This window comes from Klebsiella sp. D-Nf1 (assembly GCF_002810515.1).
In the GTDB taxonomy this organism is placed as follows: domain Bacteria; phylum Pseudomonadota; class Gammaproteobacteria; order Enterobacterales; family Enterobacteriaceae; genus Klebsiella; species Klebsiella variicola.
Window position 1 is genome coordinate 21274 of the sequence record NZ_PIOK01000011.1, and the last position, 12587, is coordinate 33860.

Sequence of the window (12587 nt, forward strand, 5' to 3'; positions counted from 1 at the left end):
ATGGCTGGCGGGGAAGAAACTGGCCTGTCAGCCTGTTTCCATATTGTCAACTTCCGTGGAGTGAAGTACAATGTTTCCATAATGGAAACTGGAGGCATGGCGTGCATGTTATATCACGAGCCCCTTTTGATGAGGCGGCAAGACACTATCCGAATGATGCAGCGGCCATCGATGACACCTATCGTGTACTAAAGCGGGTTGTCGCAAAAAAACCGGATGAGCTAAAGCGATACTTTACCAGTCTGGATCGCATGAAATACCGGGAAAAATGGTGGGTTATCGATATCGGCGGTAATAACCTTAGAATGATGTTTTTTGCTGATTTTGAGCGCGGAAAGATATTCGTCAAACACATCACCACCCATGCTGAATATGATCGCTTAACGAAATATTATCGGGAGCACAAAGAATGATTTTTAGCGATGCCATTAAAGCTGCGAATGACCTGGCGAGTATTGTCCCTCTGCTGGGTGGCAGCTCGTCCCGCAAAGATTACGAAGAGGCGCTTAAACTCGTTGAATATCTTCTGGAACATGACCCGGACAGCCCGCTGGTTGATATGCTGACTGCCCGCATCGATGCCTGGGAAGATAACGCGGTGGAATTTGAAGAATTTAATACGCGCATCGAAGCAGGCAAAAACGGTGTATCGTTGCTGCGGGTTCTTATGCAGCAACACGGGCTTTCACAGTCCGATTTTGAAAACGAGATAGGCAAAAAATCGCTCGTCAGCCGGATCCTCAGTGGTGAACGGAGTCTGACCCTTGATCACATGCGGGCGCTGGCAAATCGATTTCAAATCCCGGTCTCGATGTTTGTTGACTGATACCGGCAGAGCAGGCGAAGAGGGCACAGTAGCTGTCTTCAACCTGTCATCCTGACTACGAGACGGGCAAAAAGGCCGCGCGCCTGCGGCGCCGGGAAAACCGGGCCGCGCTGACGCGCCGCCCGCATTTCCTCTCCGCGTCTTCCCTGTTTGCTGCCCGCTGTCTTCCTGCTTCTTCTCCCTGCTGTGTCTTTGCTGTTAAACCCTTTAAGGCCTTAACGTCAAAGGCATAACAACACTGGACACCTTCGGCTCCTGACCCGCTGGCGCGGTTCAGTCGTCGAGCCACACTCCGCTAACCGCGAAAAGACGCGGTAAGCTCCGCCGAACCCGCTACGCGGTTTCGGGCCTGACGGCTAGTGTCTGATGTCTGAGGTCAAGGTCAACGGCAGCGCTTGCTGCGACCGTTCCGGCCGCGCCGCTTTCACCGTGCCGGCGATACACCTGCCGGCACTCTGATGGCGCCACGCCGTTCCGTCGTGTCGGGTGTGTTCATTCTCATCCCTTCCCCTGGTGAGTCATCTCTCGTCCGTTCCCCGGCGAAGGGCTGGTCGTAGCACCGCCGTGTCGTCATCCGAAGGGTAAAATGAACGCCGCCAAAACTTTTTGCCAGGGACCGCAAAAACTTTTGTCTGCGCCCTTCTCCTTCCGCCCCGCCGTTGCTCCTTTGCCCTTTGCCGCCAGGGAACTCACCGAGAGATGGATTAACCACCAGACCAGAGGAAAAGCAGAATGAACACACAGAACGTCAACGTCAAAACCGCCACCAAAGAATCTACCGAAAGATGGGTTGAAAACCTTCTGGCCAACGCGATTAGCGAGCAAAAGAGCCTCCTGCTGCATCTGGTAGAGCTTAAAAACAAGCGTCTGAGAGAAAGCGAAAGAAGTGAACTGGTATGGGGCACGTTGATGCGTATGGCTGATAACGTCCTGGGTGCGGGAGTGATTGACTGGCACGCTGACGTTCTGCAGGTGCATTTCGGCGTTGCTCAACCATGGCTGCAGTCCCGGAAACTCGTTGAGCTTCTTTTTGGTGATACCGGTAAGGAAGCGTGGAATGACGCACGCAAATACATTGCTGACTCAATGCGCGCTGAACGCCATATGCCATGAGTCTGCTTTTTTCCCCAACATCTGGCGGTCCGGAGGCCGCCGGTGATCCACATAAGGAGAGACGTATGAACTTACACCTGACCGAATCCTCTGCAGTCCTGGGAATGCAGACCACCGCAGAGGCAGAACGTGCGTACTGGTTGAGTCGCCGTAACGATGCGGTGAAAGCACCGGAAGAAATCGACGTTCATGCCTTTCACGAGGCGCTGGGCCTGATGTATCCGCTCAACTGGTCAACAAGTGAGAACGGCGAGTGGGAAACGTTCATGCTGCAGGAGATGGTCTGCTGTGACGTGACAGAGATATACGCCCGCTACGGAGCCAGATATTTCCGGCTGCGGGATGTGTGCAACCTGAGCCATGCGCAGATTACAACGCGCATTAAGGAGGAATTTAACCTGTTCCGGAAATGAAAAAAGCAGGGAAAACCCTGCTTAATCCACGCCGTAAAAATCGCTGTAACGGTTTTTACGGCTCCATTAACTACCAGACGGAGTTAATTCTATGAACAGAAGTATTGTTTCACCTTCCACAGCGGCTGTAAAGCCCCGTCGTCATCCACGTATCCAGCGAGACGATATTGCGGCCCAGGAGATTGATCCGGCGCTGAAAGCCTTCGGACGGCATATTGCCCGCAGTATTCGTAAGGGGCGCGGCGTTCATATCCCCGCGATGAACAACACCGCCTTCGGGCAGGTACTCCGCACGCTTGAACTTAAACGCGCATGTAACTGATAAGGTGAGCCGCTCCTTCGGGAGCGGCAACAGCGGAGATAATTGTATGTCACAGCTTGGTTTTGCCGATGTGTTCAATATGGCCAGAGAAAACGCTGATAACAGCCCTGTCATTCAGGCAGGGCAGCAGATCGCGGAAACGGTGCCCACGGTTCAGCGTATGATGAGCGAGCAGTACAGCCGGGGCCGTTTTATCAGCGTATTTAAGGATACTGGCCGCCATCTGGGGCGCTGGGAAGTGTTCAGTGATTTTCTGTCACTCGCCGCCAGTGAGCTGGATATAGCCCGCATCAGAACGCCGGAGAGCATGGAGCACTGCCGGAAAATCTGCGCCCGGTACGAGGCCACCGACATCGCGAACATGCAGGAAATGTTCTGCCTGATGGTGTGTGCGCTGGAGGCGAAATTTCATGATTTCCTCGGCGCGATTTTTATGGAGCTGGAGCTGGGCGATAATTTTCGCGGGCAGTATTTTACTCCGTATTCAGTGCAGTGTCTGATGGCGCGGATGCTGATGCCAGGTGTCAGAGACACTATCCGCCGGGAAGGGATTGCCACCGTCAGCGATCCGGCGTGTGGGGCCGCCGGGATGCTGATCGCCTATGCAGAGTGCCTGCTTGAGGCAGATATTAACCCCTCCATGCACATGTTTGGCAGCTGCATTGATATCGATCCGGTGGCGGCAGATATGGCCTTCATCCAGCTGTCACTGCTGGGGATAGCAGCGGAAGTGGTGACGGGCAACACGCTCACGATGCAGATCCGGCGGGTCAGGTATACCCCGGTTTTCTACCTCAATGACTTTGAAAAACGACTGGCAGATCTGCGCCGGTTCAGGGCTATGCGGGACTTTATGCGCGGAATACAGGAGGCCGCGTAAATAACCGGAAGGGCAGGGGATAACCTGCCCGACTGCGCTGAAAGGCCGCAGCGCCTGTGGCGCTAAGTAATACCGGCTGCGCTACGCGCCGCCCGTATTACTCCGGCGCGGTATTATCTCATCAATATTCTTTATTCATCCCTGTTACATCGCTTCCGCTATTCTGCTGTGTATCTCTTCCGCTATTTATCTCTGATGAAAGATTAAATAAATACTGACCCGGGCGTCGTCCCTGTCGGGACACGGCTGTCGTGAACAGAGCCAGCAAGCTGTCTCTGCCCTGTCGGGCTTCCATCCTGACGCAAATTCAAAATCTCGCTTGCTGCATCCTTATCAGGATGCGCCGCTCTCACCGTGGCGATAAATACCCGCCACTCCAGGGCCTGAACGTGAATCCGATAAACACCGGATTGACGTTCAGGGTTGTGCGCATTCTCACTCCTGCTCGATATCGCCCGACTTCATCTTTCGCGGAGGGCTGCTTTTAGCATCTGCCGTGGAGGAAATAAAGGGGTATATAAACGCCGCGCGCCCCTTTATTTCCTCCCCGTCGGCTGCAAATTGCCCTTCGCCGCTCAGTGATGAAGTCGAACGTTTTAATAAACCGCGAAGGAGAAAATCAGTATGCGCACAATGAAAGTCAACACCGCCACTCGTGAATCAGACGAACAGTTTAAAACAGACAAATATCTGCGCTGTGCCGTAACCAATGGTAAAGCTCGCCTTGATTTTATCCCGGACCTCTTTTTTACGCCGTTAGCCGATAATATGGCCGCGAGCTGGTTACGCCAGCATTCTGAATACGACGGCGGTTCCTGGTCTTACTGGGTTATTCCACAGGGTGTCGGCGGGAATATTGCACCAAACAGCATCCAGTTCATTACCACGCAGACCGGATATATCGCACCTGAAGGTGAGCAGCGTTACAGGATGTGCATCCCGGGAAATTATTTCGAAGGTGAGGTCAGCGCCGATGCAGCAGGCATTATTGCCACGCTGATGATTATGAACAGGTTGTCCTGGCACGTGGCTGAAATGGGGCCGCAATATGACCAGATCTGCAGGCGTCTGGTTTCACGGCAGGATGCACTGAAGGATTATATCAGCATTATTCAGCATCCCGAACGGCATTTAATATGGCGGGCAATTGATTAATCACTTCCCTGTTCTGAAGACCTCATGAATGGGGTGTTCAGTTTTTTGTTAAAGATGACTGGCCGGCATTTTTATTTTTCTTGATAGCCAGGTAGATAGCCTCAATCTTCCTGGCGTACTCCAGTCGTCGTATGGCCTGCCTGTCCGTTCGCCGGAACCCGGCATTGTAGGCGCCGACTGCCTCCCAGCTGACTCCCCATTTTTTAAAAGCCAGTGCCAGATAATAAGCACCGGTGTAAATATTCAGACAGGCATCAGTCAGAAGGTGTCCCGGTTTAATACCGTACTGCGACAGTTCACCCTGGTGTTGCGAGTCGATCTGCATCAGTCCGGCACCGTAGCCAGACCCCGGGTTTTTCCCGATGGCATTCACCTTCCATTTAGACTCCTGCCATGAAATAGCCCGCAGCAGATCGGGATCTATTCGATAGTCCCGTCCTGCCATATCAAAACAATCCGCAGCCCAGGCAGGCGTGGAAATTAAAAGCAGGGTAGCTAATACCAGTTGTTTTCTCAAAAGACTCCCTCCGGGTCGGTTCCTGCAAATACGTTAACCCAGACCAGAACCAGACTCAACAGATATGCACTCCTCACCACAAAATCACCACACCCCACGCAAAATTAAAATTTTGCTGATTTCACTTTATCTTCAGTGGCTTAACTGTAGTTATATTATTTTGTGTTATATTTTTTAATATATATGTAAGTTGCCGGCGAGTCAGTAGTAAGTCGTCGGTAAGTTTATAGCGACTCGTTTACGACTCACTCTTTTATAATCAGATGTTTAAAGCAACTTAACTCTAGACTTAAGTTGTTATGTGACTCGTAATGCAACTTACTTAGACTCTAGACTTAAGTTTAGAGTTGTAATTAAGGTAAACTCGCGTTATCTTCTCGTTATAATATCTTGCTAGATGCTGTTTTTAATAAAGGAACCGAAATGGCCAGGGTACAAGCTTATGCCAGCGATGAAGTTGCTGAAAAAATTAATGCAATAGTTGAAAAGCGAAGGGCTGAAGGGGCAAAGGAAAAGGATGTTAGCTTTTCAAGTGTTGCTTCGATGCTCCTTGAATTAGGCCTTCGAGTCTATGAGGCTCAAATGGAAAGAAAAGACTCAGGGTTCAACCAAACTGAGTTTAATAAGATTTTGCTTGAGAATGTCATGAAGACTCAGTTTACCGTATCCAAACTTTTGGCTATTGGCTCTCTAAGCCCTCATGTTACAGGTGATGAACGATTCGAGTTCCGTAGCATGGTGAGCAACATTCGAGAAGATGCAAAAGATGTCATTTCTCACTTTTTCCCTGAGCAGGAAGAAGAGTAAGACCCGGTGTGTATTTCTGGTGGTTTGTAATTAATTCAGTAGTAAAAAAAGAATAATGATCTAGCTTTAAAAAGTGACATGGAAGAATAGGGAATATAGAATACTTACAGGGTTGTAATAAAATTTGTTGAAGCGTTGACGTCCGGGGCTAGTCCCCCCGGACGTCAACTATCCATAGTGTCCTTTCCAGGAGGCGCCTATGTGTGCGAAGGATCGTAGTCAAATTGCTGTACGCAGTCAAACAGATTCCATTCATTCTATGCGCGAGATGCTTAATATTTCATCTTGCCCTGCCTTTATTCGTGATTCCCGGGGCGACGTAATTCACACCAGCCCAACCTTTGATAAAGTTTTCTTAACATCTGGGTGCGCTGGAACATTTGATACACCCAGTGCACCTGGTAACTGGTTTCTGGATCTCTCCCTTGAAGTCAAACTGGAACTGATGCAGTCAGAACTGAAATCATTTTCAGAAGGTTCTGCTGTACTGGTCAAAAAAATTTGGTTGGTAGATTCTCTTTGGACTGTTTTTATTGAAACGTTCACAATTAATGAGGAGACCTACAGTAAATGGGTCTTTATCAAGGAAGGTGATCAGATTCCTCAGCCTTCAAGGGAATATAATGAATTTTCGAAAAAAATGCAGGGATATATCGAAAGAATTCAGCGGTCAGCAAAATCTGACTGGGCTATCTTTAATCTATATGCGGTTGGGTTTTCACATGCTTCTATTTCAAAAATTATTGGAATAGAGGTACAAACATCAAAGAATACAGTTAGCAAAATAAAAAAAGAATTGAACTTTGATAGTCGTGATTACATTATTTTGTCATCAATTTATACATTAAGTTATGGAAGGTTTGTTTCGAACGTACTGGGTATATTGAAAGCTGGTGTTAATGATTTGTTAAATCAATAGTACCATTGGTACTGTTGATTTGTGAAAATAATTTACTCAATATTTCTCCTTAGTTTGTTTACTTTTAAATCCTCCAATGTAAGATTTATTAAAGGTTGGTAATCTTACTTTGGAGGTCGATTGGAAAGAGCGATTAGGAGCAACGCACGACCTGCGCCTGGAAAAAATGTGCTTTTAAAATTAGATGAAGAAACTAATCGTCGACTCATCAAAGCAAAAGACAGAAGCAGAAGAAGTAAAACAGCTGAAGCTTATTTGAGACTGAAAGATCATCTAGAACGTTTTCCGGACTTTTATAACTCGGAACTAACCATACCAGGAGGTGAAAAGGAAGAGTGATTTAACATCATAGTCATAAATCTGTTTTATATATCAACCATTCTTTTTAAAGGAAATAAATATGAATGCTGTATTAAGTGTTCAGGGCTCAGCTGTCTCTGAAAAAACCAAACCGTCTTTTATGTCCCGCGTTTTCAATAAAAAGAAAGCCCTGAAAGTCGCTAAAGTTGCGCTGCCGGTTGCTGCTGTGGCGGCGTTCTTCCCGGATGCTGCGATGGCCACCACCACGGCAACCGACCTGATGAAGTCCGGAGATGCGACCGTTAAAGGCACGTTTGGTAAGCAGTCCAGTGTCGTCAAATGGGTGGTTCTGGCAGAAGTCGTCGCCGGCGGCATCATGTACATGATGACCAAAAACGTGAAGTTCCTGTTTGGCTTCGCGATTATTTCCACCTTTATCACCATCGGTATGTCGGTCGCCGGTTACTGACAGGAAGCACGTGATGACGGGAGACGAATTAAAGCGATACCGTTTCCCGGAAACACTGACTAACCAGTCCCGCTGGTTTGGCTTATATCTCGATGAACTTATCCCGGCCGTGATTTGTCTCGGCTGGGGTTTCTGGACCAGCAAGTTCATTTTTGGTATGGCTGCAGCGGCACTGGTTTTCTGGGGTATCAAGAAACTGAAAAAAGGGCGGGGCAGTTCCTGGCTACGCGACCTGATTTACTGGTATCTGCCAACCTCCCTTCTTAAAGGTTTCTTTCATGATGTTCCGGACTCCTGTTTCCGGCAGTGGATTAAATAAATCAACGGGGAAATAACATATGGAACATGGTGCCAGACAAAATACCACCCGCGTTATCGCTGTGGGATTTATCAGTCTGGGGACACTCCTGACCCTCAGTCTTGCGACCAATATTATCCAGGGCATAAATAATTACCGTCTTCAGACAGAACAGAAAGTCGCTGTGACACCGATGTTATTCAGTGCTCCCTTTGCGGTGTCTCAGAACCAGGCTGACGCCTCTTATATTGAGCAGCTGGGCCTGTCCTTTGTTGCCCTGCGTCTGAATGTCACGCCGGAAACTGTTGATGCCCAGCATCAGCAGCTACTCCGGTATGTATTACCCGCCTCGCAGAACAGCCTCAAGGTCCAGCTGGCTGAAGATGCGAAACGCATTAAAGACAATAACGTTAATGCCACCTTTTATATGACGTCGATCCGTGCCTGGCCGGCAGAGAACCGCGTGGATATCCGGGGTGAGCTGAAAACGTGGATTGGGGATTCCAAACCCTACAGTGAAATTAAAAGCTATGTCATTCAGTTCAGTCGTGTCGATGGTGTCAGCTGGCTGGCGCGTTTTGGAGAAATAAATAATGAAAAAAATTAACCCGTTATTTATTTCATGCTGTCTGCTGTTGGTTGCCCCCGCGATGTCAGCGACCCTCAGCGGTACGCTGGCGCCGACAGTGGTCCCCCTGACCAATGGCGGTCAGGCAAATATTGCCGTGAGTAACACCGACCCGAATCTGTTCACTGTACCTGGCGATCGCATCACGGCGATAAACAGCCTGGACGGTGGCCTGACAAACCAGGAGCAGACCGACAGCGGCGGCGCCATTCTGGCGACCGTCAGTAAAAAACCATTCACCTTCATTGTGGAAACCGAACGCGGGCTGAACTTCTCCATTCGTGCCGTGCCCCGTGCGGGCTCAGGCCGGACAATTCAGCTGGTCAGCGAGCTGGCGGGGACACCCGGTCCTGCAAAAGCCTGGGAAGAGTCGAACCCCTATGAATCGTTACTGGTTTCGCTGAATCGCGCCGTGCGCCAGGGCAGCGTACCCGATGAGTATCAGTCTGTCCCCGTCACTTCTGAAGTGCTGCAGGTACCGGCTGGTCTGCGCGCCACTGCCGACAGGGTCTGGGTCGGCCACCACCTGAAAGTCGTCCGTTACAGTCTGGATAACGTCTCCCTGTCGCCCCGTATGGTGCGTGAAAGCGATTTCTGGCAGCCCGGAACACGTGCCGTCATGTTCAGTACCCCGGCGGGCCTGCTGACTGCCGGTGGTCGCATGCAGATCTGGGTCACGACGTCAGATGAAGGAGTGAAGCGCTGATGGCCAACTTCAACACGCTGATCAAACGTAAGCAATATATCTGGCTGGGACTCATTCTGGCGGGCGGCGCGGCAGCCGTCGGAGGCGGGCTGTATCTGTCAGATCTGAACATGAGCTCTGATGAGGAAGCCCCGGCTCAGGGCGAACCCGCACCGGATATGACCGGGGTGGTCGACAGCAGCTTCAACAGTAAGGTGGAACAGCACGCGACAACAGAAATGCAGGCGACTGCCGCTGATCTCAACAAGCGTTTTGACTCCCTGCAGGGGGAAGTGGACCTACTGAGTAAGGCGCGAACCGCTGACCAGATACGTATCGACAAACTCAGCAGTGATAATGACGCCATGCAGAATCAGCTGAAGGCGCTGGGCGTGAAACCGGCTGTCTCTGGTGGCGAGCCTGCGCCGACTCCTCCGTCACCGCCACCCGGTCCGGAAGGGGAGCCGCAGCCAGCCAGTTATCCGCCGCAGACCGGCGCCGCGGTACCGCCTCCGACGGCATTCTATCCGGGGAATGGTATGACACCGCCGCCGCAGGTCAGCTACCAGTCTGTGCCGGTACCAAACCAGATACAGCGTAAAACGTTCAGTTACGACAAAGGAAAGAAAGCGAAGTCATTGCCGTACATTCCGTCGGGGAGCTTTGCAAAAAGCATGCTTATCGAGGGGGCAGATGCCAACGCGTCTGTTACCGGGAATGAATCCACTGTACCGATGCAGCTGCGTATCACCGGTCGCGTGGAAATGCCAAACAGCAAAACCTACGACCTGGCAGGGTGTTTTGTGGGGCTTGAAGCCTGGGGCGATGTATCGAGTGAGCGCGCCATTGTCCGTACCCGCAATATCAGCTGTATCAAAGGTGATAAAACCATCGATCAGCCCATTAACGGCCACGTGTCCTTTATGGGGAAAAACGGGGTTAAGGGAGAGGTGGTGATGCGTAACGGAAAAATCCTCGGCTGGGCATGGGGGGCCGGTTTTGTTGACGGGATTGGTCAGGGCATGGAACGGGCTTCACAGCCGGCAGTTGGCCTGGGGGCAACCGCATCTGTTGGCGCCGGTGACGTTCTGAAAATGGGCGTCGGCGGTGGTGCATCTAAAGCTGCACAGACGCTGAGCGAGTACTACATCAAAAGGGCCGAGCAGTATCACCCGGTCATTCCGATTGGTGCCGGCAATGAAGTAACCGTGGTCTTTCAGGATGGTTTTCAGCTGAAAACCATTGAGGAACTGGAAGCGGAAAAGAACGGGCAACAGCAGGCTCAGAATCAGGAGGCGGAGCCGGCACCGCAGGCTGATGCACATCATCAGTCAGGCGGCGGTATGAACGGATTCAATACTGACGAGATGCTGAAGAAGCTGGGCAAACTTGATCCGCGTGAGTTCTCTCCGGGCGCAGCGCCGCAGGGGGAAAATAATGGCTAAGTCTCTCATTACTGCTGTTCTGTCAGCACTGCGCTGGGCTCACTGGCTGGTTAAGTGTGCGGTGGTGTATCCGCTGGCCATGATGATGTTACTGGTTGTTCTGGTGTTCCGGACGGGACCGTACACGTTCGGCCAGACGCTCGTGAAAACCGTAGAGTCTGTGCAGCAGGAGGGATATGTCATTCAGGACTGCACGGGGCCGAAAGAACTTAATGGTGATGCGGTGAACGCACCACTGCCTCCGGTTTTACAGGAAGACTGCACCACCGTCAGTACGGATGCGGCAGGGTATGCAGCATATATCGACCAGAGCTATACGCATAATATTCTCTGGCTCTGGCTGCTGATGGCGGTGGTGTTTACCGGGATGGCTGTGGTTTTCCGTCGGACTCCTGTCCGCAGGGGGAGAATACGGAAAAACGGTGTTGTCGTCGGAGAGTCTGGTTCGGGTTCTTCAAGGCTGATTCCAGCCCGATCTGATGTCAGCCAGATTAAGCGTGAACAGGGGGGAACTGCGGAATGAACAGGAAGCAGGAGAAAAAGGAGCCTAAGCCTGTACCTCAATCTGCAAATTATTTAGACCCCAAACTTTATGAGGAGCTTGTAAGGGCTGCTAATAATCTTGCAGAAGCAGTATTCAGGAAGACTGACTGGAAATCGATTTTTAAAAAATAAACAGATTACGGGTGAATATATGAAGGAATTAATGCTGTTAATTCCTCTGGGCAGCGCTTTGCTCTTAACCGGGTGTGCGGGCACAGAGACCGAATTTCAATGTAATGCCACGACGTCGGATACCTGTATGACGATGGAGCAGGCAAATGAAAAAGCGAAGCTGAAAGAGGAACGCAGTGACGCAAAGCCGGCTGCGGCCGGGTTGCCACAACTGGCTGAGGGTAATTTCAGAACAACGTCAGTTAATTCGTACCCGTTGCCGCCACAGCCAAATTTAATGCATCCCGGAGCAACGACAACTGCACCGACTAATAAAGTAACGTCAGGATTGCTGACGAATAACAGAATAGTCAGTGCGCCGGTATATCGGCCCGTGGTTGTAGCGCCAGCTGTTCGGCAGGTCAGTGTATCAACTTTTACATCTCCGGTAACGGCTCCAGGTAACTATCCCCGGCCATTAAGAAAAGGGGAGGAGACAACGTCATTGTGGATAGCGCCGTATGTGGATGCAGATGATGTATATCACCAGCCAGCAACGGTTCTTTTTGTCGTGACACCATCGGCGTGGGGACAACCTCGCCTTAATTGATTCACAGCGCCATTACTGGCGCTGCAGTAAGTTTTCATTTCTGAATTATAACGAGTGCCCTCTGCGTTGAAAGGGAGGGGCGGTAGCGTGTGAAATGAACCTCGATAACGAATAATGAAAGGATTAGAAAAATGACTGACTCAATGAAATATCTATGGCTGCTTTTGCGCGAAGATTCGTCATATATTTTTATGTTGATGTTGATTGTTGGCACTGCCGTAGTTATGTCTTTCTTTTTACAGAGGTTGTTTGTGTCATGGTGGGGTAAGACAATCATTCTGATAATGTGTATTGTCGTCGCGATTACAGAAGTTTTTGGCTTTCTTGAGCCTGAGTCAACATATAAACAGATTCAAACCAGAAAACAGGATGTCATCTATACGCTGAAAAACTGCAGAATCTCCGCATTTGAAGCGCAGCAGGCAGGGTTTCTGGCTAAAGCAAAAGATGCCTGGTCTTGCCCGGATGGCGTAACACGGTATATGGATGTGAGATACAGGGATAAGGCAGAGATTAATAAACTCAGTACAGAGGGTAAGTAACGTT

The 12587-nt window shown here is 50.4% G+C and carries 19 protein-coding genes and 1 pseudogene; 19 read left to right on the forward strand and 1 reads right to left on the reverse strand.

Going from position 1 to position 12587, the window contains the following annotated elements; all coding sequences use genetic code 11:
* Window positions 1–101 precede the first annotated feature (101 nt).
* The 7 genes from CWM54_RS25640 to CWM54_RS25670 all read left to right on the forward strand — a co-directional run bounded on the left by CWM54_RS25640 (window position 102) and on the right by CWM54_RS25670 (window position 4709).
* Entirely contained in the window at window positions 102–413 is a 312-nt protein-coding gene (locus tag CWM54_RS25640) for a type II toxin-antitoxin system HigB family toxin (protein WP_023292165.1), read from the forward strand.
* Window positions 410–826, forward strand: a complete 417-nt coding sequence (locus CWM54_RS25645; RefSeq protein WP_049010942.1) for a helix-turn-helix domain-containing protein — start codon at window positions 410–412, stop codon at window positions 824–826. Before CWM54_RS25640 ends, CWM54_RS25645 begins: the two co-directional genes overlap by 4 nt.
* Before the next feature lie 732 nt (window positions 827–1558).
* The gene (locus CWM54_RS25650) at window positions 1559–1939 is read left to right on the forward strand and encodes a hypothetical protein (protein WP_100698951.1); all 381 of its coding nucleotides are present in this window, start codon (window positions 1559–1561) and stop codon (window positions 1937–1939) included.
* A gap of 65 nt (window positions 1940–2004) precedes the next feature.
* A complete protein-coding gene (locus CWM54_RS25655; protein ID WP_100698953.1) occupies window positions 2005–2352 on the forward strand; it encodes a hypothetical protein in 348 nt (115 codons plus the stop codon).
* A gap of 91 nt (window positions 2353–2443) precedes the next feature.
* Window positions 2444–2674, forward strand: a complete 231-nt coding sequence (locus CWM54_RS25660) for a hypothetical protein (protein ID WP_023340951.1) — start codon at window positions 2444–2446, stop codon at window positions 2672–2674.
* Between the two features lie 46 nt (window positions 2675–2720).
* Window positions 2721–3554 carry an N-6 DNA methylase gene (locus CWM54_RS25665; protein ID WP_100698955.1) on the forward strand — a complete coding sequence of 278 codons (834 nt, stop codon included), beginning with the start codon at window positions 2721–2723 and terminating at the stop codon, window positions 3552–3554.
* 624 nt (window positions 3555–4178) lie between these two features.
* Window positions 4179–4709: an antirestriction protein gene (locus CWM54_RS25670; RefSeq protein WP_023292160.1), complete on the forward strand. Its 531-nt coding sequence runs from the start codon at window positions 4179–4181 to the stop codon at window positions 4707–4709.
* Between the two features lie 37 nt (window positions 4710–4746).
* Here the strand turns inward: CWM54_RS25670 and CWM54_RS25675 are convergent, their stop codons facing one another.
* On the reverse strand, window positions 4747–5154 hold the full coding sequence (locus tag CWM54_RS25675; protein ID WP_224231152.1) for a transglycosylase SLT domain-containing protein: 408 nt from the start codon (window positions 5152–5154) through the stop codon (window positions 4747–4749).
* Window positions 5155–5616: 462 nt separating this feature from the next.
* Between CWM54_RS25675 and traM the strand changes: the two genes are divergently transcribed.
* From traM to CWM54_RS25730, 12 genes and pseudogenes are all read left to right on the forward strand, one after another.
* Window positions 5617–6033, forward strand: coding sequence for a conjugal transfer relaxosome DNA-binding protein TraM (traM, locus tag CWM54_RS25680; protein ID WP_074181767.1), 417 nt, complete (start codon window positions 5617–5619; stop codon window positions 6031–6033).
* A gap of 199 nt (window positions 6034–6232) precedes the next feature.
* Window positions 6233–6952 carry a conjugal transfer protein TrbJ gene (locus CWM54_RS25685; protein ID WP_165785971.1) on the forward strand — a complete coding sequence of 240 codons (720 nt, stop codon included), beginning with the start codon at window positions 6233–6235 and terminating at the stop codon, window positions 6950–6952.
* 168 nt (window positions 6953–7120) lie between these two features.
* Window positions 7121–7291 carry a TraY domain-containing protein gene (locus CWM54_RS25690; RefSeq protein WP_032431321.1) on the forward strand — a complete coding sequence of 57 codons (171 nt, stop codon included), beginning with the start codon at window positions 7121–7123 and terminating at the stop codon, window positions 7289–7291.
* Between the two features lie 61 nt (window positions 7292–7352).
* A complete protein-coding gene (gene traA / locus CWM54_RS25695) occupies window positions 7353–7721 on the forward strand; it encodes a type IV conjugative transfer system pilin TraA (RefSeq protein WP_004194426.1) in 369 nt (122 codons plus the stop codon).
* Between the two features lie 13 nt (window positions 7722–7734).
* Complete coding sequence (gene traL, locus CWM54_RS25700) at window positions 7735–8040, forward strand: type IV conjugative transfer system protein TraL (RefSeq protein ID WP_004178059.1); 306 nt, start codon at window positions 7735–7737, stop codon at window positions 8038–8040.
* 19 nt (window positions 8041–8059) lie between these two features.
* A complete protein-coding gene (traE, locus tag CWM54_RS25705; protein ID WP_004194424.1) occupies window positions 8060–8626 on the forward strand; it encodes a type IV conjugative transfer system protein TraE in 567 nt (188 codons plus the stop codon).
* The gene (gene traK, locus CWM54_RS25710; protein ID WP_023340945.1) at window positions 8613–9353 is read left to right on the forward strand and encodes a type-F conjugative transfer system secretin TraK; all 741 of its coding nucleotides are present in this window, start codon (window positions 8613–8615) and stop codon (window positions 9351–9353) included. Before traE ends, traK begins: the two co-directional genes overlap by 14 nt.
* Complete coding sequence (gene traB / locus CWM54_RS25715; RefSeq protein ID WP_100698957.1) at window positions 9353–10777, forward strand: F-type conjugal transfer pilus assembly protein TraB; 1425 nt, start codon at window positions 9353–9355, stop codon at window positions 10775–10777. Before traK ends, traB begins: the two co-directional genes overlap by 1 nt.
* Window positions 10770–11276 (forward strand): annotated as a pseudogene (gene traP / locus CWM54_RS25720) (conjugal transfer pilus-stabilizing protein TraP); the annotation flags it as partial. The gene traB and the pseudogene traP, both read left to right, overlap by 8 nt.
* Window positions 11277–11296: 20 nt before the next feature.
* Window positions 11297–11452 (forward strand): hypothetical protein, encoded by a 156-nt coding sequence (locus CWM54_RS28970; protein ID WP_153587559.1) that lies wholly within the window; start codon window positions 11297–11299, stop codon window positions 11450–11452.
* A 19-nt stretch (window positions 11453–11471) separates the two neighbouring features.
* The gene (traV, locus tag CWM54_RS25725; RefSeq protein WP_100698959.1) at window positions 11472–12041 is read left to right on the forward strand and encodes a type IV conjugative transfer system lipoprotein TraV; all 570 of its coding nucleotides are present in this window, start codon (window positions 11472–11474) and stop codon (window positions 12039–12041) included.
* A 131-nt stretch (window positions 12042–12172) separates the two neighbouring features.
* Window positions 12173–12583 (forward strand): hypothetical protein, encoded by a 411-nt coding sequence (locus CWM54_RS25730; protein WP_065808169.1) that lies wholly within the window; start codon window positions 12173–12175, stop codon window positions 12581–12583.
* Window positions 12584–12587 lie beyond the last annotated feature (4 nt).